Raw genomic sequence first — 25,328 nt, 5'->3', positions numbered from 1 at the left:
GAAGGAGGAAAACCTAATATTTAGCATGCTTTATGCAAAGCGGGGAATGCGGATTGAAATAAAACGTAACCGGCGTGAAATTATCAGCTCAACAACCCCATCAGTTCTGCAGGAGAACGGCGCTGCGCCAGCAAATCCCGCATCACCTTCATATAAGGCGCGCTGTGGGTGAAAAAGCTGTGGTAGCCGTGGCAAAGATAACTTTTCCCTTGGCTGATGCGATGCTTCGGGCAGTCGCCCTGGCATAAACGCCGCACGGGACAAATCTGGCAATCCTGCGCCAGCAGGCGATGTTTATTTTCGCCAAAACGAATGGCCGCCGGGCTTTGGTTTATTTCACCAAGCGAGACGCTGTGCAGGTTACCGAGTTTGTAAGCCGGATAAACGTAATGATCGCACTGGTAAACATCGCCGTTCGCTTCAAGCGCAAAGGCATGACCGCAGCTTTCGCTGAAGGTGCACATTTGCGCCGGATAGCCGCTCCATACGCCGAGCGTGGAATCGAAAAGCTGCACAAAAACATTACCGATGTCTTCCCGCACCCAGATGTCGAAAACGGCATTCAAAAACCTGCCGAGCTGCTCCGGGGATACGGATTCTGGCGTAACCGCGCCGCTCTCATCTCTTTCCACCAGTGGGATAAACTGCAAAAACGGCGTACCGAGCGTTTTAAGATAGCGGTATAGCCGCTCCGGCTGCCGACTGTTGTGCTGATTAACCACGGTCAGCAAATTAAATTCAATTCGGTGCGCTTTTAGCTTTTCAACGGCGGCAAGCACCAGATGATGCGTGGGTTTACCGCTGCGCGTGCGGCGATACGCATCGTGAAGGTCCGCCGGGCCATCGATGGAAATCCCCACCAGCCAGCCGTTTTCCCTGAAGAAGCAGCACCAGGCGTCGTTAAGCAAAACGCCGTTGGTCTGCATAGTGTTCTGAATGCGTTTACCTGCGGCATAGCGCTTTTGCAGCGCAACGACGCGCCGGTAAAACGGCAGGCCCGCAAGCGTTGGTTCGCCGCCCTGCCAGGCAAATTCCACCGTGTCGCCAGGCTGAGCGGCGATGTGTTGCCGAATAAACGCTTCAAGCGTGGCGTCGTCCATCACCGGCTGCCGGGGCTTTTCCAGATAAAAACAGTACCGGCATTGAATGTTGCAGCTTGAACTGGTGGGCTTAGCCATGACGTGACATCCGCGCATCAGAAACCTCCCGATATCTCCACAATTTGCCGCACGTGCGCCGTCGCAAAGAGCAACGCCAGGCAGCAGACCGCCAGCGCGATAAGCAGCTTGGCGCGCATGGTGCGTTTATCGGCAAAATCACTGATGGCGATATCCATCAGGTTACGCTGTCGGGCATAGCGATAGATAATCACCCCCACGGCGGCCAGCACGATAAAAGCCATCCAGAAAAACATACCGGCGTGATGCCAGCTATGACGTAGCGCAAGGGCGAGCAACGCGCCGTATCCCAGAAGCGTGCGAAACCACGCAAGGGAGGTGCGCTCTGGCTGTAGACCCGGATCGATGCTGCGCCGTTGCGTGCGGCTATCCGGCATACACCACCATGAGCATCACGGCGGCGGCGACAATAACCATCACCAGGCTGATTACCTGCAGACTGCGGGTATAGGGCAAATCCTGTTTCAGACGCATCGCTTTTTCATTGCGCAGCCAGCGCAGGTAGCCATAAATCGCCAGTATTCCGGCAAACAGGCACAGCAGCAGCGCAACGATTTCACGAATCAACGGCGTGGCGAGATCGGGCGCGAGCTGATCGAGCCCGACGCCCGCTGCCAGAAAGCCCAGCGCGGTGCGGATCCACGCAAGGAAGGTACGTTCGTTAGCAAGCGAGAAGCGGTAGTCTGGCGCTTCGCCCACTTTGGCTATCTTCATTTAGCATCCTTTTTTATTGCCCCCACCCCGGCCCGCTCCCCAAAGGGGCGAGGGGAAAACCGGGCCGTTTTTGCGCCCTCTCCCCTCCAGGGAGAGGATTAGGGTGAGGGTAAAACTCATTAAAACTTCTGTTTCTTCTCTTCTACCTTAACACCCTGGGTTGGCATACCGGTGTCATAATCCCGCACCACTGGCGAATAATCATCTTCCGGACGCGGGCGGAATGCGCCCATCCAGCGCGGTTTCGCTTCTTTACGCCACGGGCGGCACGACCACTGATAGGTGCGGAACGGATCGCGGATTTTATCCATATAATCCATTAGCTCATCGTGCAGCCTGTTACGTGTTTCAGCGTAGCGCGTATCGTCAATCAGGTTGTGCATTTCGTCCGGGTCGTTTTGTCGATCATAGAGCTCATCGCTGGTAAACAGATTGAGCACCAGCTTGAAGCGGTTGGTCACCCAGCCGCGCACCGGGATAAAACCGCCGAAGCTGTCATGCTCGATTTCATAGCGGTTAAATTCCACCATCACGCCTCGCTCATCCTCCACATCGAGGATATTTTCCCCCGGCAGAATATCCGGCTGATGAATACCCGCCAGCTTCATCAGCGTTGGCAGCACGTCGACGTGGCTGACCGGCGTATCAACCTGCGCGGACGGCGCCTGTCCCGTAGGCGGACGGAAAATCAGCGGAATACGCGTGATGTCGTCATACATCGCCGCGCCTTTGCTGATAAGCCTGTGCGCGCCCATCATCTCGCCGTGATCGGAGGTGTACACCACCCAGGTATTTTCCCGCTGTTCCGGCGTGAGCGCATTCACCACGCGGCCGATTTCATCATCGACAAAATCATTACACGCGAAATAAAGCGGATGATGATAGCGCCCGTCGGCCCCTACCGGAGACGGCATCGCCTCGGACCATAAACGATGATGCACCGGCTTTTCACTCAGATCGTCGAACGCCTTCTCACCGAGGTCGTAATAAAAATCTTCATACTTTTCAAGATACTCAACCGGGCAGGTAAAGGGATGGTGCGGCTCATCATAGGAGATAACCATCAGGAAAGGTTCATCCTGACGCTGCGGCCGGGCGAGAAAATCAATTGCCCGGTTGCTGATGCGGTGCGCCCAGGTGAAGGTTTTATCGATGCCATTCGATACCAGGTCTTCCACGCTGTTTAAGCCGTTGCGCCACAGGCCGATCTCTTTTTCCGTCAATTCTGCGAGGTAGTTCGCCCCGTCAAACCAGTAATCTTCATCCCACTCCGGCGGGCAGACGCCGGTGCCAAAGTAGTCGTGTCCATCCAGGTGCCATTTGCCGATGTAGCAGGTTTTATAGCCCGCATCCTTGAAGTAGCGCCCCATGGTGGAGATGTTTTTGCCCGGCGCTACGTTGTTCGTCCACGGCCCGGACTGGTTCGAATAGATGCCGGTGAACAGCCCGGCGCGCGCAGGCGTACAAACCGGGGCGCAGGTGTAGGCCGAATTAAAGCGGATACCTTCTTCGGCCAGGCTGTCGATATTGTTGGTATTGAGCGGCTTGCCGCTGTAGCAGCCCACCATGTTGGTGGCCTGGGTATCGGTCATAATAAACAGGATGTTAGGGCGTTCCATTACTTATCCTCTGGTGCGGAAGAATAGACAACATGGGAGGCCTGGCGCTGTCGCCAGCTACTGTAAATAAGGTAAACCATCACAGCCGCAACGATGACGTAGCTTGCGATGGTAAGAAAATGCGTCTGATAACCGCCAAACTGCGCAAGCCCGGCGTACACGCCAATCATGGCGAACAGCACGCCCACCGAGGCGATTTTGGCATTGCGCCACGGCACCATATCCACCGCAAAAGCGTCCTGGAATTTGAACGGCGTCGCGCGGGGTTTCACCATGCCGATAGCCAGCATCAGCAGCACGTTGATACAGAAGGTGAAGAACAGCACATACAGGAAGTGGAAGTTAAACGACACCAGGTAGTTAATGACGATATAGCTACAGATGCCGAACAGCAGCGCGGCTTTCGCGGCAATCGCCGGAATGCGCGGGAAGAAGAAGCCCATGATAACGATGGTCACCAGCGGCACGTTATAGATGCCGTTGAGCTGTTTCATCCAGCTATAGAGCCCTTCCGGCGCATTGGCAATCCACGGCGCAACCAGCACCGAAACCAGCGCAATAGCCAGACCAAATTTACGCCCGACGCTCACAAGCTGCTCAGAGGATGCATTCTGATTGATGATGCGGTTGTAAATGCCGAGGCTGAATAACGTGCTGGCGCTGTTCAGGAAGCCATTAAAGGTGCTGATGATGGCGCCGAACAGCACCGCGCCGAAGAATCCCACCAGCGGCAGCGGCATCACTTTATTGACCAGCGCCGGGTACGCCATGTCGTGCTTAGGCAGATCCTGGAAAAGATGGAAGGCAATCAGCCCTGGCAAAACCAGAATCAGCGGGTCGAGCATTTTCAGCACCGCGGTCAGCAGCGCGCCCTTTTGCCCTTCGGCGAGGCTTTTCGAAGCCAGGGTGCGCTGTACTATCCCCTGGTTAGTACACCAGTAGAAAGTATTCACCAGAATCAGGCCGGTGAGCGCCGCGCCAATCGGCACCGGATCGTGACTGCCGCCGATAGAGTTAAGCTTTTCGCTGTGCACCGTGGTGAGCTGTTCGATGCCGCGCAGCATATTGCCGCCGCCCATCGCCATCAGGCCAAAAACCGGCACCATCAGGCCGCCGACCACCAGCCCGATACCGTTAATCACATCAGCAACCGCGATAGCGCGCAGCCCGCCCACAACGGCATAGGCAATGCCCGCCAGTCCCAGCAGGACAACCATTACCCAAATGGCCGCCCCCTGCGATATGCCCAGCGATTCGCCTACATGGAACAGGCTGTTTAACGCCAGCGCGCCGGAGTACAAAACGATCGGCAGAAAGCAGATGCCGGTGGCAATCAGGAAGCAGCAGTCGACGATGATGCGCGTGGTTTTGTCATAGCGCTCCTCAATAAAATCCGGAATGGTGGCGATGCCGCGTTGCAGATACTTCGGCAGGAAAATCAGCGCCAGAAAGATAAGCGGAATGGCCGAGATAACCTCCCACGCCATTACCGACATCCCGCTGCGATAGGCCTGCCCGCTCAGCCCTACCAGTTGTTCGGTAGAGAGGTTGGTCAGCATCAGGGATGCGGCAATCACCGGGGCTTTCAGAGACCGCCCGGCAAGAAAATAACCTTGTTGTGAACCTGTATCCGCCTTACGCAACTTCCACCAGGTAATTAACGCCACCAGAAGGGTAAAAGCGAAGAAGCTCACAATTTGCTGAATATTCATCTCACTGCCCTTATTTATGATTATGTCCCGGCGCGTGGTTATCGGTAGGGTAATTACGCTTGTTACGGGTCATTGGCTGTTTAAGATATGCATTGTTAACCGTCGCGGTAAAACTCTGGTAAATTCACTCCGCACGGAATGAGCATCTAACGCTTGCGGGGAATATAAATGAATGGAAAAACCGGTCTCTGCGATGTAAAAAACGAAACAACCTACAATATCCCGCTGGTTATTGACGAAAATGTGATCTCAAGCGGGATATCCCTTATCTCGCTGTGGCACACGCTGGCCGATGAAAGTTACCAGGTTGTCTGGCCCCGTGATAAAAAGAAACCGCTGATTGAAAACTCATGGGTTGTGGTATATACGCTGCAAGGCTGCGGGAAGATAACCTTAAGAGATAATTCACAAATTACGCTCAATGGCAACTGCGTTATATTCTTAAAACCAACTGATATAAAGACTTACCACTGTGAAGGATTAATTTGGGAACAATACTGGATGGAGTTTATTCCAACCGGCGCAATGGAAATCCCCTTATCGCAGCAGGCGATAATTTATAACGGCGAGCTATTTAATAAAGAGTTAAGTGAAATAACAACGCTTATCACCAGCGATGAAGCATTAAATAAAAATCTCGCCGTCGCGTTTATTACCAAACTCATCTACCAGTGGGTTTGCCTGATTGTGCAAACCGGCACCAAAGACAAGCAACTGATTCAGATAGAAAAACTGCTTTCACTGATTCATACCGATATCCAGAAGCGCTGGACGGTCAGCGAGATGGCCGACTGGATGCAGTGCAGCGAGCAGTATCTGCGGCGATTATTCATGAAGTACACGGGAAAAACGCCAAAAGAGTTTTATCTTGACGCGCGGCTGGAGCTTGCGCTGTCGTTGTTAAGGCAGGGAAATTACAGCGTAAGCCAGGTGGCGGATATGCTGAATTTCTTTGATTCGTTTCATTTCAGCAAGGCGTTTAAGCAGAAGTTTGGCTATGCGCCTTCAGGGGTGAAGCAAGCCGGGTGAGAGCATGCCGCCCTCACCCGGCAGCCTTTACTTCAGCTCAGGCCAGTATTCTCTGTTTGCCTCAATCAAATCATCCAGAATCGCTTTGGCGACCGACGCGCTCGGCACGGTTTTCGACAGCGTAATGGCCTGCCACAGCTTCTGGTAGGAACGGTGCTCCCACGCATCCACCACCAGTTTCTCTACCGCCACCTGCTGGCTCATCAGCCCTTTCTGGAACTGTGGAATATTGCCTACCACCAGAGGCTCCGGCCCGCTTTTCCCCACCAGGCAAGGGATTTCAACCATCGCTTCCGGATCGAAGTTATTGATAGCGCCGTTGTTCGGCACAATCAGCAGCATGCGTTCCTGGGTGTTAAAGGCGATAGCCGTCGCCAGATCGACGATATAGGAAGCATGTTCATCAATTTCCAGATCGCCCGCAGACGATTTACCGGCCTGGATAATGGCGTTGCAGGAACCGAAGACGTTTTTCTCACGGTGATCCATCACTTCGTTGGCGCGGGTACGCTCGGGATTTGAGTGTTGCACCACATAGTCCGGGAACAGGTAGTACTTAAGATAAGTGTTCGGGAAAGTGTCCGGGTCCAGCGCCCAGACATCTTTCGCTTTTGCGAAAGTGTCGTTCCAGCTTGCTTCAACGCCGTGTTCATCCGTTGGCGGCACATAGCCATGTTTAGCAACATGTTCGCGAATTTTCGGCATTAAATCGTTGCCCTGCTGGTCCTCAATGGAAGTCCACCAGCCGAAGTGATTGAGCCCGTAATAACGCACGCGCATTTCTTTGCGGTCTTTCAGCCCGGCGATTTGCGCCATACGGCTTTCGATGCCGATTGGCATATCGCAAATGTTGAGGATTTTCGCCGCCGGGCGCAGGCGACGAGTCGCCTCTGCCACAATCGCCGCCGGGTTGGAATAGTTCAGCATCCACGCGTTCGGCGAGTATTTTTCCATGTAGTCGACAATTTCTAACACGCCGCCAATGGAGCGCATTCCGTAAGCAATTCCGCCCGGTCCGCAGGTTTCCTGGCCCAGAACGCCGTGGCGAAGCGGGATTTTTTCGTCTTTTTCGCGCATCTGGTATTTGCCCACGCGGATATGAGCCATAACAAAATCCACATCGGTAAACGCCTGTTTCGGGTCCGTGGTATAGCTGAATTCAATGTCCGGCGCCTGTTCTTTCAGGATGACTTTGCACGCCTCGGCGATGGTTTCCTGACGCGCGCCGTCGTTATCGTAGAATTTCAGGGCGCGCAGCGGAAAGCGGTGCTGGTTTGCCAGTAACATCAGGACGATACCTGGCGTAAAAGTGCTGCCGCCACCGGCTACGACTACAGAGAATTTTTTCATGATACTGCCTCCGTCATGGATGTAAGTTCGCTCGAAGAAGTGTCTTTCATCAGGGTTTCTATCTGGTCACGGACCTGCGGGACATGCAGACCCACAATTACCTGAATACCGTTGCCGCGTCGCACCACGCCGTGGGCGCCAAGGGCTTTGAAAATGTCATCACTTTGCGTCATCGCCATGTCAGCAAGAGTGATACGTAAGCGGGTAGCGCAGTTATTCATGCTGAGGATGTTGCTGGTGCCGCCAAGCGCCTCGAGGAAGCCGGCAGCCTGGCCTTGTTTGCTTTCTTTCGCCGCCGCCGCGGTGGTCTGGCCGCGGGAAGCCTTGTAGTCCGCCTTGCTGTAGAGCTTCACTTCGCTTTCTTCGCGGCCCGGCGTTTTCAGGTTGAAGCGCAGAATCAGCGTGCGGAAGACCATGAAGTAGATGCCGGTGAAGGCCAGGCCAATGCCGATCTGGGTCAACACCGTCGAGGCGTGGTTGTGGAACATCGGTATCCAGTTTTGCGGCAGGAACTGGTCGAGCAGGCCGCCGCCCATGTTGCCCACCACGCCGCACATATACATTACGGTCGCCATGGTTGCGGCAAGGAAAGCGTGTACCGCAAACAGCACAGGCGAGATAAACAGGAAGGTGAACTCCAGCGGCTCGGTAATTCCCACCAGCATGGCTGTGAGCGTTGCGGGGATAAGCAGCCCGGCGACTTTGACGCGATTTTCAGGCGCAGCGGTGGCGTAGAGAGCAAACGCGATACCCAGGCAGCCGAATATTTTAGAGTTTCCGTGCAGGGCAAAACCGCCTTCCGGGAACAGAGTTTTCAGCGGCAGCGTGCTCTGGCTGAATTCCTGCAGATGCTGCGCCCAGTACATCTGAATTCCCCCTTCAACTACCGCCGGACCGAAGATAAAGGGACCGTAGATAAAGTGATGCAGCCCGGTTGGGATCAGAATGCGCTCAAGGAAGATATAAACCCACACGCCCAGCGAACCGGCGCTGCGCAAGAACTCCTGTAAGGATTCAATGCCCATCTGCACTTTTGGCCAGCCAAACAAAGTGAGCCAGGCGCAGGGGATCATGGCGAAGAAGGCCACAATCACCACGAACGAGCTGCCCTGGAAAATGCCCAGAAATACCGGAAGCTGTTTCTCGAAATAGCGGTTATGTATGGCCGTGACGAACCCGGAGATAACGATCGCACCGATGATGCTGGTATCAAGCGTTTTAATACCGGCAATCATGGTTAATCCGGTGCCGGCAACCGGGTCGGCGCTGAAATCGACGCCGAAGTAATGACCCCAGGTCATGCCCATCGCATTGATAAAGTAGTTCCAGGTCAGGAAGCTGACCAGTACGGCTAAGCAAGCGCGGCCCTGAGCCTGTTTTGCGAGGCCAATCGGCAAACCGACGGCGAAAATCAACGGCATGTTACGAAATACCGTCCAGCCGCCCTCTTCAATAATGTGGACGATTTGCGCGAATAAATTATCGGGTGCGGTTAGCGCTTCGCCGACGAACATCGGGTTGCGCAGCATAATGGCGATGCCTACTACTATCCCGGCAAACGGAAATAACAGCACCGGGGTAAACATTGCGCCACCAAAACGTTGTATTTGACTGAGCATTTTTAAATCCTCACGTAACAACCTGTAGGGTAAGTGACCTTCTTTTTCTAACGCTGGTCTGAGACCCAGAGTAGGGAGGCACGGGTGACTTATCTTTGCCCGCCACACCGATTCGTGATCGCTTTCATGGTTTTTGTTTGGGCTAAGTTGTCTACTTTTTAAGTCAAATCTGTACACGACGATTTTGCACAGAACATTCATTGGGTGAATTTGATAATAATTATTTTTAAATCAGATAATTAATAGATGAAATGAAGGTTCATTAAGCGCAGCGCGAAGCCGCTAAGAGGTCTACGGGTGATCTATAAATCTATTGCTGACAGGCTACGTATTCGGCTTAATTCAGCCGATTACAGTATTGGCAGCCCGCTGCCTGCGGAAATACGCCTGGCGGAAGAGTTTGGCGTGTCGCGTATGACCATTCGCAAGGCGGTCGATTTGCTGGTGAGCTGGGGGCTGGTGGTCCGCCGCCACGGCAGCGGAACCTATGTAGCAAAGAAAGATGTTCACCATGAAACCACCAATCTGACCGGGTTTATTGAGGTGATGCGCAATCAGGGAAAGGAAGTGGTCAGCGACGTGCTGGAATTTGTGGTGATGCCCGCGCCGCCAGCCATCGCGAGCCAGCTACGCATTAAAATTGATGAACGGATCTACTACTCGCGCCGGGTACGTTCGGTAGAAGGCAAGCCGCTGATGGTGGAAGACAGCTATATGCCGGTGAAATTATTCCGCAACTTGTCCGTAGCGCATCTGGAAGGGTCAAAGTTCAGCTACATAGAAGATGAATGCCACATTACTGTGTGCGGCAACTACGAAAGCCTCACACCGGTGCTGGCGGACAAAAAAATGGCTAAGCTGCTGAATATCAACGAGCTAACGCCGATACTGCGCATCACATCGCTGTCCTACAGCGACAGCGGCGACTTCGTGAATTATTCAGTGATGTTCAGAAACGCCAGCGAGTACCAGGTGGATTACCACTTGCGGCGCGAACATGTAAAAGAGCTGCCCGCGTAAGCGGGCAGTTAATCTACATCACGCCCCAGAAAATCACCGCCAGCAACTGCGGCGTGATAATACGCAGAAACATAACCAGCGGATAAACCGTTGCGTAAGACAGCGCAGCCGCGCCGCTTGTGGCGTGCAAACCATTAGCGAAGGCCAGCGCCGGAGGATCGGTCATCGACCCCGCCAGCATGCCGCACAGCGTCAGATAATTCATTCTGGCGAATATCCGCGCCAGCAGGCCGGTCGTAATAAGCGGGATGGCGGTGATCAGGATGCCGTAGCCAATCCAGCTAACGCCGTCGCCGTGCAACAGCGTGCCGATAAAATCTCCGCCGGATTTAAGGCCGACGACCGCCAGGAACAGTACGATGCCGAGCTCGCGCAAAGCAAGGTTCGCGCTCGGCGGCATAAACCAGTAAAGCTTGCCGATGCTGCCGATTCGCCCAAGGATAATCGCCATAATCAGCGGCCCGCCCGCAAGGCCAAGCCGCAGCGCCACCGGGAAGCCGGGAATAAATACCGGAATCGACCCCAGCAGCACGCCCAGCCCGATGCCGATAAACACCGGCAGCATCTGCACCTGCTGAAGTTTTTGCTGTGCGTTGCCCACTTCATTGGCGACAGCTTCAATCGACTCCGGACGGCCAACCAGGTTGAGGATATCGCCGAATTGCAGGCTGGCATTGCTGCTTGCAACCAGCTCAACCCCGGCACGGTTCAGGCGCGAGATAACCACGTCGTATTTTTGCTTCAGATGCAGGTCGCGGATTTTTTTGCCGAGCACTTTTTCATTCGTCACCACCACGCGTTCGACGCGTAAATCAGTGCCGCGCGTGGAGAGCGACGTATCGACTTCCTGTCCAATCACCAGCAGCGCTTTACGGAGATCCTGCTCCATGCCGACGAGATGCAGAAAGTCGCCGGTCTGGATAACCGTGCCCGGCGAAGGCACCATCAGCAGCTCGCCGCGCTTCAGGCGTGAACAGATGATTTCATCGCTATTAAGAATAGGCACGTCCTGAATCGGCAGCCCGTTCAGGTTCGGGTTCGCCACGCAGATATTCATCGTATGAAGCTGGGCATGGCTGTGGCCGTTGCTGATATCAAACTGCTGCGCTTCGCGTTCCACGTTGATGCGAAAGACCAGACGCACCAGCCACATGCTGAGCAAAATCCCGCAGATCCCGAATGGATAGGCCATCGCATAGCTCATCCCCATCTGGTTGACGAGATTCACAGGCGTGCCAAGATCGGTGAGAATTTGCTGCCCGGCGCCGAGCGCGGGCGTGTTGGTAACGGCCCCGGAGAAAATCCCCAGCACTACCGGCAGCGGAACGTCGAAAACTTTGTAGATAAGCGCGGTAACCAGCGCCCCGATGACCACAATTAAAATAGCGAACAGGTTAAGGCGCAGCCCGGACACGCGCAGAGAAGAAAAGAACCCCGGCCCCACCTGAATGCCGATGGTGTAAACGAAGAGAATCAGGCCAAATTCCTGAATGAAATGAAGCATATCGCTGTTCAGGCTAATGCCCGCCTGATTCACAAAGTGGCCAACGATAATGCCGCCGAAAAGCACGCCTCCGATGCCAAAACCCACGCCACGGATTTTAATATTGCCAATCCATAAGCCAACGACTGCCACCAGCGCAAGCATGCTGACGGTTAACGCTATTCCACTCATGATTCATTCCTTGTGAATAACATTATTATCTACAAGGATTCTCTCAGAGCGGCAGATGTCTTAATGGGGTATGGAGCACAAAAGGCTCCATCGTTAAGGAAGTTAATCCGCAACGCTAAAGCGATTTCTGCCCTGTTCTTTTGAGCGGTAGAGCGCGCTGTCGGCCCGGGAAAGCAGCTTTTCTACAGATTCGCCGGGCCGCCACTGGGCAATTCCCTGGCTTATCGTGACGTGATCGGCAACGTCGGATGCGGCATGTGGAATGGCAAGCGAGTTAATTTCGGTTTTGATTCGAACTGCAATATCCTGGGCCCGCTCAAGCGTAACGTCCGACAGAACAACCACAAACTCCTCGCCGCCATAACGGGCAACCAAATCCCCGGCGTTACGAACCGCGCGGGTTAGCGCCTGGGTTACGCTGACCAGGCACTCGTCGCCCATCAGATGCCCGTAGCGGTCGTTGTATTTTTTGAAGTAATCGACATCTATCAGGATGACCGTCGGCGGAGTATTGGAAAGCGGAGCGAGCGTAATCAGCTTATTAAGGCGGCCGTCAAACTGACGACGGTTGGCAATGCGGGTTAACGGATCGCTATGCGCAATTTCATCAAGCGCGGCGGCATAAGTCTGGTTGGTATATTCCTGGCGAATCGCCTGAATAAACCAGTGGCTCAGCATGCGTCTGCCGGTTTCCACCAGAAATAGCGCGACAAAAACGCCGAGCACATTAATCACATTAACCGGAGGAAAATAAATCAGCTTAGCAATAAGAGGTAACAAAGTGACGGGAACAACAAAGCTGTACAGGCACAGCGCCGACACATAAAGCGCGGCCAGCGAGGAAAAAATAAGAATAAAATACAGCGACATAGAAAAAATAATCTGCTGATTGGCCGACATAAAAAAAATCACAAGCCCCCAATAGCAGCCCAAAAAGGCAAAACCTGCAGCCAGCATATTATTTTTCAAGGCGCCGATATGCTTAGCCCAGTGGAAGCGGGAAAGCAGCGCGAAAACAAGCAGTAAAACCAGAAAAAACAGCGTCGCGCGATGAACGTATTCACTTAACGGCCCGCCATTGCTTTGCATACCTTCGAGGCTGAGGATCTCGCGCTGGGTGAGAATAAAGGACGAGCACGTTACGCCGACCAGCCAAAGCCAGCGAATGGCTGAGCTAAGCGCCGAGCGCGTCGACCTAACTAAAAGCGCATGATATTCCGGCGTTTCCCTGAAGTTTACCCGTGCGAGCTGAAGGATATAGTCGTCGATGACGGCCTTTAATAACGTTCTTATTTTTCCAAAAACCATTTTCCCTCACCCGTACGTTTTCTTTCCTGCAAGGCGCAACACAGATTCATTGCAGTAAATATAAGTCACCAGGGGGAAGTTAACATAATGGGGGGCAGGAAGAAAAAACGGGGCCAAAGCCCCGTTTACGGTTTAACTATTGAGGGCAGGATGCTCGCTGATGACGATGCGCTGTGGAGCAATCTCCGCTGGGATTTCCCGCACTAAATCAATGTGCAGCAGCCCGTTGGCGAAGCTCGCGCCGGAAACGTGCATATGCTCAGCCAGCGTAAAGCTCAGGCTAAAGGGTTGCATCACCAGGCCCTGATGCAGCCAGTTGATTTCTTTTTCCGGTTTCACAGGCGTGCCTTTAACGCTCAGGCGCGTGCCTTCGAGTTCAATAGCCAAATCTTCCTGACGGAAGCCTGCCAGCGCAAGGGTAATGCGGTAATGGTTGTCGTCGCCTTTTTCAATATTGTAAGGCGGGAAGCTCTGCGTTTCGTTGGCGGTTTGCAGGGCGTTAGCCAGTTTGTCAAAACCGATCCATTGACGCAGCAGGGGGGATAAATCGTAGTTACGCATAAGTTTTCTCCTTCTGTGAAGCGAGTTGATACGTGGCAATATGCGGATTGCCATTAGCTCCCAATCGGCAAGCTAGTTTTATTCGGGCAGCCGGCGGCCGCCCGTGAAATTAATTAATTTCGATGCGGCGTGGTTTCATCGATTCAGGAATAACACGCTCAAGATCGATATAAAGCAGACCATTTACCAGGTTCGCGCCGCGAATATGGATATTTTCAGCCAACTGGAATTTGCGCTCGAAATTCCGCTCGGCAATGCCCTGGTAAAGATAGGTGCGTTCTGGTTGTTCGCCAGCGTGGGCGCCTTTTACTATCAGCAGGTTATCCTGGGCGGTAATTTCCAGTTCGCTTTGAGCAAAACCCGCAACCGCAATGGCTATGCGATAGTTGTTTTCGTCGACCAGCTCAACGTTATACGGAGGATAGCCACCGTTGCTTTGGCTTTGGTTATTTTCGAGCAGGTTGAACAGACGATCGAAACCAATGGCTGAACGATAAAGCGGGGATAAATCGAAATTACGCATAAATCAAAACTCCTGAAATCAGCGAGGATCATATTAGCCTTCCATCGTGGACAGGCCGGGATTACCGAGCACCCTTCCGGCATACTCTTATGGTCACGTTCTTAAAATGGATGCGACGTCATGTTTTTCAAGGTGAACAAAAGGAAATTTTTTGCGGCTTTCGCGGTCAATACATAGACTAAAGCAGGAAGTAAACCGGAATTATCTGCGACAGCCGCCACAGAGCGGCGAGTTCAACATATTTTTTCTCTGCGCCGATGATATAACCGCGTGCAGCCTGGCCCGAAAAGGGTCGTTTAAAATGAACATGGCCGTGATGATGAAAAGCTATCTTCCCAAAATGATTCTGAGCAGCGGATTGCTTGTTATGAGCGGCTGCTCAAGCGTGATGACCCACACCGGCGGGCAAGAGGGATACTATCCAGGAACTCGTGCCAGCTACGATATGCTGACCGACAGCGAAACCAGTTGGGGATACAAACCCTTCGTGGCGCTCGATATGCCTTTTACGGCGGTGATGGATACCGTGTTGTTGCCGTGGGATATGTTCCGCACCGATAAATCGGTCAAATCCCGGGTAGAAGCCAGCGAGAGCAAGAATTTGGCTACCAATTCCGTCATCCCGCCAGCCCAGTGATTACCGCCCCGTCAGCGAGATAAAAATCTGACGGAAGCCGTTCACATCCTGCATCCAGGCGATGTATTTTCCGTCGGGGGAAAAGACAATCGCATCGGCAGACGGCGCGTCGCGACCCGGCTGCGTCAGCGGCGTGATTTCCCCGCTTTGCGCATCGCAAAGCACCACCCGGCCCCCGAGCACAAATCCCAAAAACTTTCCGGAAGGATGCCAGTTAAAGGCTGACTGAATGTCCGTATCCCCATGCGTAAGCTGCTGTGGTTCGCCGCCGTTTGGTGAAATCAGCCAGACCTGCACTACGCCATTTTCATCTTTCATCAGGAAAGCCAGCCTGCGGCCTTCCGGATTGCTGCGCACCCAGTGTCGCGGCTGACTGGCCAGACCCGGGAAGCGTCGCTGATGCGTAAACGTCAGGCGGCGCTGCTGCACACCGGCAGGCGGTGACGGAAGCGTAGTTTTCGTGCCCTCCAGCGGTTCGCCCCCGGCCATACGCCAGGCCGCTTCATTATCTGGCAGATCGACAATAAACAGCTCCGGCACTTTTTCGCCTTGTTCAGAAAGCGTATCGCCGATAAAAGCCAGCGCCCAGCGTTGCTGGCTGCCATCGGGCTTAGCATAGCCGTTATCACCCACCCAACCTTCTTCACAGGCACGGTTAATATCGTCGCTTCCCGGACGAGGTGATGCGGTCGTGCGGCTGACCAGCACGCAGTAATGACTGCCATCATATTCGCGGGGATGTTGTTTTGGCGGGCGGACCGGGCCGAAAGGCAGCGCAACGCCTACGTTGCGTAAGTCCAGCTTTGGATCGTACTCATGCATTACATGGTCGTTATAGGTAAAGCTCAGGCGAGAACCGTCCGGACTCCAGACGTGCACATGGCTGCCGCCGCGCAAAGCGCCGGGAGTAAACGGCGCGGTGATATCCATCGCATCCAGATTCTCCGCCGCACCGTTTTCCACCACCACGCCACGACGATGATGAAAATCGTATTGCCAGTTTTCATCCGGATTTTCCGGGCCGTGGATAAAAACATACCGCGCGGGCGCCTGCGGGTTTACCGTCACCACGCCCACGTGCGAACCGACCGGAGCCTGATAAATCACTTCAACTTCGCCGGAATCGACGTTCACGCGTTCGATAGTTTTGCCAGTGAAGGAAGCGCCGGAGGGACGAACGTCAAAAGCGAGCCACCGGCTGTCCGGCGTCCAGACATTGATGTTGGTAAGCTGATGGTGGCGCGGTGCGAAGGTGAGTTGTTTAGACACGATTTTACCCTGAAGCGTTAGACGCCTCAGGGTAAAACAAAGGAATGTTTTAGCCCATACTCATAACAAATTTAATGCGAGGAAAAGACGAAAAATACTCGTCAAAAAATAAAAAGGAAAATCGAATTAGCGATTTTCGGCTGCTAACTACAAAGAAGGAAAAACCACGCTTTTTCCTTCTTTGTCAGCGATTTTTAGCCTACCCTTTCTACTTTACCCACCAGCAGAATGTAGGAAAGCGCGCCGAGCAACGCCACCGCTGAGATATAAACCAGCGCCGGAGCGAAGCCGTAGCTTTGTGCCAGATAGCCAATAACCAGAGGAACGGTGATGCCCCCCAGGCCACCGACAAAGTTAAATACGCCGCCAGTCAGGCCAATCAGGCGCATCGGCGCCAGCGACGAAACCAGAGACCAGGTGATGGAGGCGAAACCGTTACCGAAGAACGCAATGGCCATCAGCGTCATGATCCATACCGGGTCATTAGTGTAGTTCGCGCCCATAATACAGGTAGAAATAAGCAGCCCGCAGATGATTGGCGTTTTACGCGCAATTCCCAGCGAATAGCCTTTGCGCACCAGCCTGTCGGCGACCCAGCCCGAGAGCAACACGCCGAAGAATGCGGCAAGGAACGGTACCGTTGTCATAAATCCGGCTTTCAGGGCGGTAATACCCTTTTCCTGCGTCAGGTAGTTCGGGAACCAGGTCAGGAAGAACCACAGGGTAGACGTCACGGCAAATTGCCCGAGATAAACGCCCACCAGCTTGCGGTGGAACACTAATTTCCAGTCAGCGGCGGTCATTTTGACGCGGTTTTTCTTTTCGCCCGGCGCGTCGCCATCGACCAGCCCGCCGCCATCGCGAATATAGTCCAGCTCCGCGTTGTTAATACCTTTACTGGCGCGAGGCGCCTGATAAACCTTAATCCAGATAAATGACCAGACGATGCCAATCCCACCGGTAATAATAAATACCCAGTGCCAGCTCAGCAGCTCCTGAATCCAGATAAGCAGCGGGGTGAGAAATGCAAGTCCCACAAACTGACCGGAGGTGTAAAAACCCACGGCGGAAGCGCGTTCACGCTCCGGGAACCAGCTTGTCACCATGCGGTTGTTAGTTGGAAACGCGGGCGCTTCGAAAATACCGGTGATAGCACGCAGACCAATCAGCGACATTAATCCTGTCGCAAAGCCCTGGAAGAGCGTCGCCACGGACCAGCCGAAAATTGCGATAAAATAGGTCATTCGCGACCCCACGCGGTCAAGGAACCAGCCGCCCGGGATCTGACACAAAGTATAGAGCCAGGCAAATGCCGAGAAGATATAACCCATCTCGGTTTTGGTAATGCCAAACTCCTCCTGAATATGAGCCGATGCCACCGCAAGGTTTGCTCGATCCACATAACAAATAACCACCGTAATAAAGATCATAACTAACGTTAAATAACGACGGCGTGTAGGTTTTGCAGCAGTTACAGAAATATCCATAACATCTGTCTCCAGAAATTGGGCATAGCTTGACCAGCCACCATGCCCTGTTTATTACAGAGGGTGTTTTATCTTTAATATTTTTTAGCGCTATGTTAACAGCAGGGAATTACCATTCAGCGACGGAACCATCAGGATAACGCCATAATGGATTGCGCCAGTCGATAACATTTTTACTGCGTTCAATAACCTGCTCTTCGTCTATTTCCACGCCGAGCCCCGGCTTCATTAATGGCATAAAGTGACCGCCATCCATTTTGAAATCGTCCTTATTTTTTACAAAATCGAGCAGTTCTGCGCCTTTATTATAATGAATGCCCATGCTCTGCTCCTGGAATACGGCGTTGCGGGACACAAAGTCAATATGCAAGCAGGCAGCAAGCGCAATCGGTCCTAACGGGCAGTGCGGCGCCAGCGCGACGTCATAAGCTTCTGCCATTCCGGCAATTTTGTAGCATTCAGTGATCCCGCCCGCGTGGGACAGGTCGGGTTGCAGAATCGCCAGTCCGCCTGCTTCCAGCACGCGTTTAAACTCAAAGCGTGAGAACATGCGCTCACCGGCGGCGATAGGAATATGAGTCTGAGCGGCCAGGCGAGGATAATATTCCGCCTGCTCTGCCAGCACCGGCTCTTCAATAAACAAAGGGCGATATTGTTCCAGCTCTTTAATCAGCACTTTCGCCATCGGGGCGCTGACGCGGCCGTGGAAATCCAGGCCAAACTCGATCTCATTGCCAAACGCTTCGCGGATCTGGGCAACAGTATTTACGGCGGCGTCAACTTTGCGGGAGTTATCAATAACCCCCATTTCTTCGCAGCCATTTAATTTAAAGGTATCAAAGCCAATCTGGCGCAACGATTTAATACCATCGATTACTTCAGCCGGGCGATCGCCGCCGACCCAACTGTAGGCCTTGATTTTATCGCGAACTAAACCACCCATTAATTGCCAGACAGGGGCGTTTAATACTTTACCTTTAATATCCCATAGCGCCTGGTCGATGCCGGAAATGGCGCTCATTAATATTGGTCCGCCGCGATAAAAACCGCCACGATACATCACCTGCCATAAATCATTAATACGCGCCGGCTCCTGACCAATTAATAACTCACCTAATTCATGTACAGCCGCTTCAACGCTTTTCGCTCGTCCTTCGATCACCGGCTCCCCCCAGCCGACAATTCCTTCATCGGTTTCGATTTTCAGGAACATCCAGCGCGGGGGTAAACGGTAGGTGGTCAGTTTAGTAATTTTCATGATTGCACAGCCTCTTGATACGCTTTAACAAATGCTTTCGCTTTCTCAATGGTGCGGGCTACGGGTTGTCCGGCACGGTATAAATCGCTGCCAAGCCCGGCGCCGGCACAACCGGCTTTTAGCCAGAGCGCCAGGTTTTCCGGCGTGACGCCCCCGACGGCGAAGACGGGTACATCCGGCGGGAGTACTGCTTTTAACGCTTTGATGTAGTCCGGGCCGAAAGAGGAAGAGGGGAATATTTTCAGCGCCTGAGCGCCCGCATCCAGTGCGGTAAAAGCTTCTGAGGCTGTGGCGCAGCCCGCGCATACGGTCATACCATTCGCGACCGCACGACGAATAACGTCCGGCTGCGTGTTCGGCGTCACCACCAGCTTGCCGCCCATTCTGGCAAGCTCATCCACCTGCGCGGGCTTAAGCACGGTGCCGGCGCCGATCAACGCCTGATGTCCAAAAGCTTCAACCATCGCCGGGATACTTCTTTGCCACTCTGGCGAGTTGAGCGGAATTTCAATCGCGTCGAATCCCGCGTCCAGCAACGCTGCAACATGAGCATGCGCTTCATCCGGAGTGATTCCGCGTAAAATAGCGATGAGCGGAAGATTAGTTTGCCACTGCATTTGCAATACTCCTTATTCCTGCCTGAAATGCTTCGTCGCCGTCCAGTACTTTCGTCCGGAAGCCCAGCAGCGACAGCGCGGTAACATAGCGCCGGCTAAGTGATGGGTTAGCAACGAGGGTGACGGGTTGCTGATTGTCCAACGCATAATGGCGGGTCATTGCCGCCGCTTCGTTGCCAATCAGCAGCCCGGAAAGAAACTCACTGACTTCTTCGCGAGGAAGTCCGCCAAGAACATGGGCGGCCCGTACTTCAAACAGGCGAGGCAGCAAGTCGCGGTCGTTGATGCCGCGTTCCAGTCCAGCGTTAAAAGCGCTAAAACTTTCTTTTTGTTCCGGCAGGCCTGCACCGATCAGCGAATAATTCAGCAGGAGGTGGTGCAGCTCGCCGGTCATTACGGTGCGAAAGTCCTGCACCGTGCGCTCATCGGCATGTACCCATTTGCAGTGGGTTCCCGGCATGATGTAAAGCGGCGCCGGACTTAAGGTTTTAGCGCCCAGCAGTTGGGTTTCTTCGCCGCGCATCACGTTGCAGTTATCATCATGCTGCACGCTCAGGCCGGGAATAATCCAGACTTTGTCCAGTACTGGCGTAAGCTGCTGGCTAAGGCTTGCGAATGGTGCCGGGCAAGGCAGATAAGGGGCGATTTTCCAGCCCGCGTTGCTGCCGACCATACCGGCCATCAGAACCGGCGTGTCCTGCTCGCGCCAGCCATGGGTGACTTCATCGAACACCGCCTGCGGGGATTTGCCGTTCAGCCGGGTGACCCCAGCCGCGGTTTGTCGGCTGTCAACGCAAACGCCGTCCCGGTAGTGCCAGGCGCGGAGGTTGGTCGATCCCCAGTCAATAGCGATGTAGCCTGATGTCATGTGATGTCCTTTAGTCGTTTGGTGGAGCTTGCGATCATGGTGAGCGCCGCCTGCTCCGCGGCCTGGCTGTCCTGGTGCCGTATCGCATCAAACAGCGCTTTATGTTCCTGCAGCGTTTTTGGCATGTTGGCCTCATCGCCCATCCAGGTACGCTCGAAGACGGCACGCTGTAGCGAACTTATCGCCACGCTTAGCTGCTGGAGCACCGGGTTATGCACCGATTCCAGCACCGCTTCGTGGTAGCGAATATCCGCTTCGTTAAAAGCATCCCGATCCTGGTTATGCGCCACCATGTCGTTGAGCGCGGCTTCAATTTTTGCCAGGTCGCTCGACGTGGCGCGTTCCGCAGCCCAGCGGGCAATGGCCGGTTCGACCAGGTTGCGCACCTCGCTCATCGCGCTAATCAGGCGTGGGTCATAGTCATTTTCCAACACCCACTGCAACACCTCGGTATCGAGGTAGTTCCACTGATTACGCGGCGAGACAAAAGCCCCGCGGTAACGCTTCATCTCGATAAGCCTTTTCGCCATCAGCGAGCGATATACTTCGCGGATGATGTTGCGCGAAGTCTCGAACTCTTCGCAAAGCTCAGCCTCTGCCGGTAACGCGGCGCCCGGCGTGTACTTGCCTTCAATAATTTGCTTACCCAGCGTCACGATAATGCGGTCTGTCTTGGTCATGGTTAATCCTGTTATCAAAGGGGAAATAACCACTACTTTACCGTGAGCGTCGAAAATCGCCGCTATTTTGAAGTACAAATGTGAAGCACATACTCTTGTCTATGCGCACAATGTAGTACAACAAACATATGTTGTACTACAATTTGGATCACAAAACAGACAATTCACTTTATAAAAGGCAAAAAAAACCCCGGCGTGGGCCAGGGCTTTCTCATTACCGGGAAATCAGTTCAGCACAAACTTCTCAATGGCGTACGCTACGCCGTCTTCAAGGTTGGATTTGGTGACGAAGTTGCTCACTTCTTTCACTTTGTCGATAGCGTTGCCCATCGCAACGCCCATGCCAGCATATTCCAGCATGGCGATATCGTTTTCCTGATCGCCAAGCGTCATGATTTCTTCCTGCTTAATGCCCAGCGCTTCTGCCAGCGCCTTCACGCCCGTGCCTTTATTCACGCGCTTATCGAGGATTTCCAGGAAGTAAGGCGAACTTTTAAGCAGCGTGTAGCGTTCCCGGGCTTCATCCGGGATTTTGGCGATGGCTTTATCCAGCACGACCGGATCGTCGATCATCATCACCTTGAGGAATTCGCCGTTTTTATCCATATTCTCCGCTTCGCAGAACACCAGTGGGATATTGGCGATAAAGGATTCATGGACGGTGTAATAGCTGATATCGCGGTTAGCGGTATAAAGCGTGTAGCGATCGAGGGCATGGAAGTGAGAGCCCACCTCGCGGGAAAGCTGCTCCAGGTAACGGTAGTCATCGTAATTCAGCGCGGTTTGCGCAACGCTGCTGCCGTCGTGCGCTTTCTGCACCAGCGCGCCGTTGTAGGTGATGCAGTAGTCGTTCGGTTTATCCATATGCAGCTCTTTGAGGTAGTTCTCAACGCCAGCAAAAGGGCGGCCGGTGCACAGCACTACGTTTACGCCGCGTTCGCGAGCGGCTGCAATGGCATTTTTAACCGCAGGAGAAATGGTGTGATCCGGCAGCAGGAGAGTGCCATCCATATCGATCGCAATAAGTTTTATAGGCATGGTATTTTCTGAGGTGATGAGTTTATTTCATGCTAACGCGATTCCGCGCACAAAAATAGAGCTACGTTTCGTTTGAAACAGGTCCCTTTTTATAAGAAACGCCGCCCGCAGGCGGCGTTATTGATTAGCTGAAGAATTTATCACGCAGGATGTGATAACCCCTGGTCAGCAGATCCTCTTCGTCATGCTTAACTTCGCCATCGGGCGAAAGCGCATCGACAATTTTCGGAAATTGCTCTGACAACAGAATTGCGGCACTTCCCACATCAATACCGAGTTTTTCAGCAAGGTTGCTGATTGCCGGCGTGCCCAGCACGTCCTGTATCTGTTCAGGATTAACGCTCTGGTTGTGCGCGCCGCTCAACCACGAGGTGACGACTTCTCCAAAGCCCTTTTGCCGGAACTGCTCAAGTATTGCCTGTATGCCGCCCTGCTCATTTATCCAGTTGAGGATGACTTTGAATTTCCCTGCATCGCCACCTCCCAACATGCCGGTAACCTGATCGAATAGACCCATGATTCTGTCCTCTTGCGATTACGACGTGTGCTTTAAAAGTGTAGTCACTTCCGGCCGTTACCGTCTTTTTAATCAGGCTGTTCAAGGGAGGGCAAAACGATTTTCCCGAAGGCGGGTTGATCGGGAGAATATCTATCAAACCCATGCGCTATGGGCACATTCGCGGCATATGCCGTTAAAGGTCGACATGCTGGTGAGTAAATTCCCCGCCAGCATGTCGCTGACTAACGATTAGATATCGATGTTCGCCGCTTTCAGGGCATTTTCTTCGATAAAGGCGCGACGCGGCTCAACGGCGTCACCCATCAGGGTGGTGAATAGCTGATCGGCTGCAATCGCATCTTTTACGGTAACGCGCAGCATGCGGCGGCTTTCCGGATCCATGGTGGTTTCCCAAAGCTGATCCGGGTTCATTTCGCCCAGACCTTTGTAGCGCTGAATAGAAAGACCGCGACGGGATTCTTTCACCAGCCACTCCAGCGCCTGTTCGAAGCTGGCAATCGGCTGTCGACGCTCGCCACGTTCGATAAACGCATCTTCTTCGATAAGACCGCGCAGCTTCTCGCCGAGCGCGCACAGACGGCGGTATTCGCCACCCACAACAAACTCGTGCTCCAGCGGGTAATCGGTATCGACACCGTGGGTACGCACGCGAATGATCGGCTCGAAAAGGTTCAGCTCGCGGTTTTCACGCACGATGGAGTTCCAGGTGCTGCCGTGCTGCTCTTTTTCGTTAAGTTGGGTAACCAGCGCGGAAACCCAGTCTGCCACTTTGCTTTCGTCTGCCAGATCGGCTTCCGCAAGCGTTGGATGATAAACCAGGTTATTCAGCAGATTGCGCGGATAACGACGCTCCATGCGGCCAATCATTTTCTGGGATGCGTTATATTCAGAGACCAGTTTTTCCAACGCTTCGCCTGCCAGGGCAGGAGCGTGGGCATTGGCATGCAGCGTTGCGCCATCCAGAGCGATAGAGATCTGATACTGATCCATCGCTTCGTCATCTTTGATGTACTGCTCCTGCTTGCCTTTCTTCACTTTGTAAAGCGGCGGCTGGGCGATGTACACGTGACCGCGCTCAACGATTTCCGGCATCTGACGGTAGAAGAAGGTCAGCAGCAGGGTACGGATGTGAGAACCATCGACGTCCGCATCCGTCATGATGATGATGCTGTGGTAGCGCAGCTTGTCCGGGTTGTATTCGTCACGGCCGATGCCGCAGCCCAGCGCGGTGATAAGCGTTGCCACTTCCTGAGAGGCGAGCATTTTGTCAAAGCGCGCTTTCTCAACGTTGAGGATTTTACCTTTCAGCGGCAGGATCGCCTGGTTCTTACGGTTACGCCCCTGTTTTGCAGAGCCGCCCGCAGAGTCCCCTTCCACAAGGTACAGTTCGGAGTGAGCCGGGTCGCGTTCCTGACAGTCCGCCAGTTTGCCCGGCAGGCCAGCCAGGTCCAGCGCGCCTTTACGGCGAGTCATTTCACGTGCGCGACGCGCCGCTTCACGGGCACGAGCCGCATCGATAATTTTGCCGACGACGATTTTCGCGTCGCTTGGGTTTTCCAGCAGGTATTCAGCCAGCAGTTCGTTCATCTGCTGTTCAACCGCAGATTTCACTTCTGAAGAAACCAGCTTGTCTTTGGTCTGAGAAGAGAATTTCGGATCCGGCACTTTTACAGAAACCACGGCAATCAGGCCTTCACGGGCATCGTCGCCGGTGGCGCTGACTTTCGCTTTCTTGCTGTAGCCTTCTTTATCCATGTACGCGTTCAGAGTACGCGTCATCGCCGCGCGGAAACCGGCCAGGTGAGTACCACCGTCGCGCTGCGGGATATTGTTGGTAAAGCAGTAGATGTTTTCCTGGAAACCGTCGTTCCACTGTAGCGCCACTTCCACGCCGATACCGTCTTTTTCAGTGCTGAAATAGAACACGGTTGGGTGGATTGGGGTTTTGTTTTTGTTGAGATACTCAACAAACGCGCGTATGCCGCCTTCGTAATGGAAGTGGTCCTGACGGCCGTCGCGTTTGTCGATCAGGCGGATAGACACGCCGGAGTTCAGGAAAGACAGCTCGCGCAGGCGTTTTGCCAGGATATCGTATTCAAACTCGATAACGTTGGTGAAGGTTTCGTGGCTTGGCCAGAAACGCACCTGCGTGCCGGTGACATCAGTATCGCCAGTAACCGCCAGCGGCGCCTGCGGCACGCCGTGCACGTAGGTCTGCTGATGGATTTTGCCTTCGCGGCGAATCAGCAGTTCCAGTTTCTGGGACAGGGCGTTAACTACCGATACGCCTACGCCGTGCAGACCACCGGAAACTTTATAGGAGTTATCGTCAAATTTACCGCCTGCGTGCAGCACGGTCATGATGACTTCGGCCGCAGATACGCCCTCTTCCGGGTGAATACCGGTAGGGATACCACGGCCATCATCCGTTACGGAAACGGAGTTATCAGCATGGATGGTGACAACGATATCTTTACAGTGGCCAGCAAGAGCTTCGTCGATAGCGTTATCCACGACCTCAAATACCATGTGGTGCAGACCGGTGCCGTCGTCCGTATCGCCGATATACATGCCCGGGCGCTTACGTACCGCATCCAGCCCCTTAAGGACTTTGATACTGGAGGAGTCATAAGAATTCGACATCAA

Annotated in this window: 22 protein-coding genes, 1 pseudogene and 1 other annotated feature; of the genes and pseudogenes, 3 read left to right on the top strand and 20 right to left on the bottom strand. The window is 53.7% G+C overall.

Annotated features, from left to right (window positions below; genetic code table 11):
• Nucleotides 1–83: 83 nt before the first annotated feature.
• The 5 genes from MUA00_RS02295 to MUA00_RS02275 all read right to left on the bottom strand — a co-directional run bounded on the left by MUA00_RS02295 (nt 84) and on the right by MUA00_RS02275 (nt 5,223).
• A complete protein-coding gene (locus tag MUA00_RS02295; RefSeq protein ID WP_271121460.1) occupies nt 84–1,196 on the bottom strand; it encodes an anaerobic sulfatase maturase in 1,113 nt (370 codons plus the stop codon).
• Nucleotides 1,196–1,555 (bottom strand): DUF202 domain-containing protein, encoded by a 360-nt coding sequence (locus MUA00_RS02290; RefSeq protein ID WP_271121461.1) that lies wholly within the window; start codon nt 1,553–1,555, stop codon nt 1,196–1,198. Before MUA00_RS02290 ends, MUA00_RS02295 begins: the two co-directional genes overlap by 1 nt.
• Complete coding sequence (locus tag MUA00_RS02285; protein WP_271121462.1) at nt 1,545–1,892, bottom strand: YidH family protein; 348 nt, start codon at nt 1,890–1,892, stop codon at nt 1,545–1,547. The genes MUA00_RS02290 and MUA00_RS02285 overlap by 11 nt, the downstream gene beginning before the upstream one ends.
• A gap of 119 nt (nt 1,893–2,011) precedes the next feature.
• Nucleotides 2,012–3,511, bottom strand: coding sequence for a sulfatase-like hydrolase/transferase (locus MUA00_RS02280; protein ID WP_271121463.1), 1,500 nt, complete (start codon nt 3,509–3,511; stop codon nt 2,012–2,014).
• Nucleotides 3,511–5,223, bottom strand: a complete 1,713-nt coding sequence (locus tag MUA00_RS02275; RefSeq protein WP_271121464.1) for a solute:sodium symporter family transporter — start codon at nt 5,221–5,223, stop codon at nt 3,511–3,513. Before MUA00_RS02275 ends, MUA00_RS02280 begins: the two co-directional genes overlap by 1 nt.
• 168 nt (nt 5,224–5,391) lie before the next feature.
• On the opposite strand from MUA00_RS02275, the gene MUA00_RS02270 reads away from it, so the two are divergent.
• The gene (locus MUA00_RS02270) at nt 5,392–6,252 is read left to right on the top strand and encodes a helix-turn-helix transcriptional regulator (protein WP_271121465.1); all 861 of its coding nucleotides are present in this window, start codon (nt 5,392–5,394) and stop codon (nt 6,250–6,252) included.
• 27 nt (nt 6,253–6,279) lie between these two features.
• Here the strand turns inward: MUA00_RS02270 and MUA00_RS02265 are convergent, their stop codons facing one another.
• Both MUA00_RS02265 and MUA00_RS02260 read right to left on the bottom strand, forming a co-directional pair.
• Complete coding sequence (locus MUA00_RS02265) at nt 6,280–7,602, bottom strand: 6-phospho-alpha-glucosidase (protein ID WP_271121466.1); 1,323 nt, start codon at nt 7,600–7,602, stop codon at nt 6,280–6,282.
• On the bottom strand, nt 7,599–9,221 hold the full coding sequence (locus MUA00_RS02260) for an alpha-glucoside-specific PTS transporter subunit IIBC (protein ID WP_271121467.1): 1,623 nt from the start codon (nt 9,219–9,221) through the stop codon (nt 7,599–7,601). The genes MUA00_RS02265 and MUA00_RS02260 overlap by 4 nt, the downstream gene beginning before the upstream one ends.
• Before the next feature lie 297 nt (nt 9,222–9,518).
• Here MUA00_RS02260 and MUA00_RS02255 point away from each other — a divergent pair, with 297 nt between their 5' ends.
• Entirely contained in the window at nt 9,519–10,241 is a 723-nt protein-coding gene (locus MUA00_RS02255; RefSeq protein ID WP_271121468.1) for a GntR family transcriptional regulator, read from the top strand.
• Nucleotides 10,242–10,254: 13 nt separating this feature from the next.
• Here MUA00_RS02255 and MUA00_RS02250 read toward each other — a convergent pair whose 3' ends face one another.
• The 4 genes from MUA00_RS02250 to ibpA form a co-directional block, all read right to left on the bottom strand.
• Nucleotides 10,255–11,916: a putative transporter gene (locus MUA00_RS02250; protein ID WP_271121469.1), complete on the bottom strand. Its 1,662-nt coding sequence runs from the start codon at nt 11,914–11,916 to the stop codon at nt 10,255–10,257.
• Nucleotides 11,917–12,018: 102 nt separating this feature from the next.
• Nucleotides 12,019–13,224: a GGDEF domain-containing protein gene (locus MUA00_RS02245; protein ID WP_271121470.1), complete on the bottom strand. Its 1,206-nt coding sequence runs from the start codon at nt 13,222–13,224 to the stop codon at nt 12,019–12,021.
• Nucleotides 13,225–13,356: 132 nt separating this feature from the next.
• Nucleotides 13,357–13,785, bottom strand: coding sequence for a small heat shock chaperone IbpB (ibpB, locus tag MUA00_RS02240; protein WP_271121471.1), 429 nt, complete (start codon nt 13,783–13,785; stop codon nt 13,357–13,359).
• Nucleotides 13,786–13,894: 109 nt separating this feature from the next.
• A complete protein-coding gene (ibpA, locus tag MUA00_RS02235) occupies nt 13,895–14,308 on the bottom strand; it encodes a small heat shock chaperone IbpA (protein ID WP_271121472.1) in 414 nt (137 codons plus the stop codon).
• Nucleotides 14,302–14,377 (bottom strand) — a sequence feature (ROSE (Repression Of Heat Shock gene Expression) occurs in the 5'-region of heat shock genes and acts as an RNA thermometer to modulate expression.). It overlaps the preceding gene by 7 nt.
• Before the next feature lie 247 nt (nt 14,378–14,624).
• On the opposite strand from ibpA, the gene MUA00_RS02230 reads away from it, so the two are divergent.
• Nucleotides 14,625–14,945, top strand: coding sequence for a YceK/YidQ family lipoprotein (locus MUA00_RS02230; protein WP_271121527.1), 321 nt, complete (start codon nt 14,625–14,627; stop codon nt 14,943–14,945).
• Here MUA00_RS02230 and MUA00_RS02225 read toward each other — a convergent pair whose 3' ends face one another.
• From MUA00_RS02225 to gyrB, 9 genes and pseudogenes are all read right to left on the bottom strand, one after another.
• Entirely contained in the window at nt 14,946–16,214 is a 1,269-nt protein-coding gene (locus tag MUA00_RS02225) for a DUF3748 domain-containing protein (RefSeq protein ID WP_271121473.1), read from the bottom strand.
• A 194-nt stretch (nt 16,215–16,408) separates the two neighbouring features.
• Nucleotides 16,409–17,745: pseudogene (locus tag MUA00_RS02220) on the bottom strand (MFS transporter).
• Between the two features lie 65 nt (nt 17,746–17,810).
• The gene (gene dgoD / locus MUA00_RS02215; protein ID WP_271121474.1) at nt 17,811–18,959 is read right to left on the bottom strand and encodes a galactonate dehydratase; all 1,149 of its coding nucleotides are present in this window, start codon (nt 18,957–18,959) and stop codon (nt 17,811–17,813) included.
• Nucleotides 18,956–19,576, bottom strand: coding sequence for a 2-dehydro-3-deoxy-6-phosphogalactonate aldolase (locus MUA00_RS02210; RefSeq protein WP_271121475.1), 621 nt, complete (start codon nt 19,574–19,576; stop codon nt 18,956–18,958). The genes dgoD and MUA00_RS02210 overlap by 4 nt, the downstream gene beginning before the upstream one ends.
• Nucleotides 19,560–20,444 carry a 2-dehydro-3-deoxygalactonokinase gene (locus MUA00_RS02205; protein WP_271121476.1) on the bottom strand — a complete coding sequence of 295 codons (885 nt, stop codon included), beginning with the start codon at nt 20,442–20,444 and terminating at the stop codon, nt 19,560–19,562. Before MUA00_RS02205 ends, MUA00_RS02210 begins: the two co-directional genes overlap by 17 nt.
• The gene (dgoR, locus tag MUA00_RS02200) at nt 20,441–21,124 is read right to left on the bottom strand and encodes a D-galactonate utilization transcriptional regulator DgoR (protein WP_271121477.1); all 684 of its coding nucleotides are present in this window, start codon (nt 21,122–21,124) and stop codon (nt 20,441–20,443) included. The genes MUA00_RS02205 and dgoR overlap by 4 nt, the downstream gene beginning before the upstream one ends.
• A 225-nt stretch (nt 21,125–21,349) precedes the next feature.
• Complete coding sequence (yidA, locus tag MUA00_RS02195) at nt 21,350–22,162, bottom strand: sugar-phosphatase (RefSeq protein WP_271121478.1); 813 nt, start codon at nt 22,160–22,162, stop codon at nt 21,350–21,352.
• A 124-nt stretch (nt 22,163–22,286) separates the two neighbouring features.
• Nucleotides 22,287–22,679: a YidB family protein gene (locus MUA00_RS02190; RefSeq protein WP_271121479.1), complete on the bottom strand. Its 393-nt coding sequence runs from the start codon at nt 22,677–22,679 to the stop codon at nt 22,287–22,289.
• A 231-nt stretch (nt 22,680–22,910) separates the two neighbouring features.
• Complete coding sequence (gene gyrB, locus MUA00_RS02185) at nt 22,911–25,325, bottom strand: DNA topoisomerase (ATP-hydrolyzing) subunit B (protein ID WP_271121480.1); 2,415 nt, start codon at nt 25,323–25,325, stop codon at nt 22,911–22,913.
• Nucleotides 25,326–25,328 lie beyond the last annotated feature (3 nt).

This window comes from Dryocola boscaweniae (assembly GCF_025215095.1).
In the GTDB taxonomy this organism is placed as follows: domain Bacteria; phylum Pseudomonadota; class Gammaproteobacteria; order Enterobacterales; family Enterobacteriaceae; genus Dryocola; species Dryocola boscaweniae.
The sequence above is the reverse complement of the archived record's forward strand: the minus strand, read 5'-3'. Positions and strand labels throughout refer to the sequence as shown.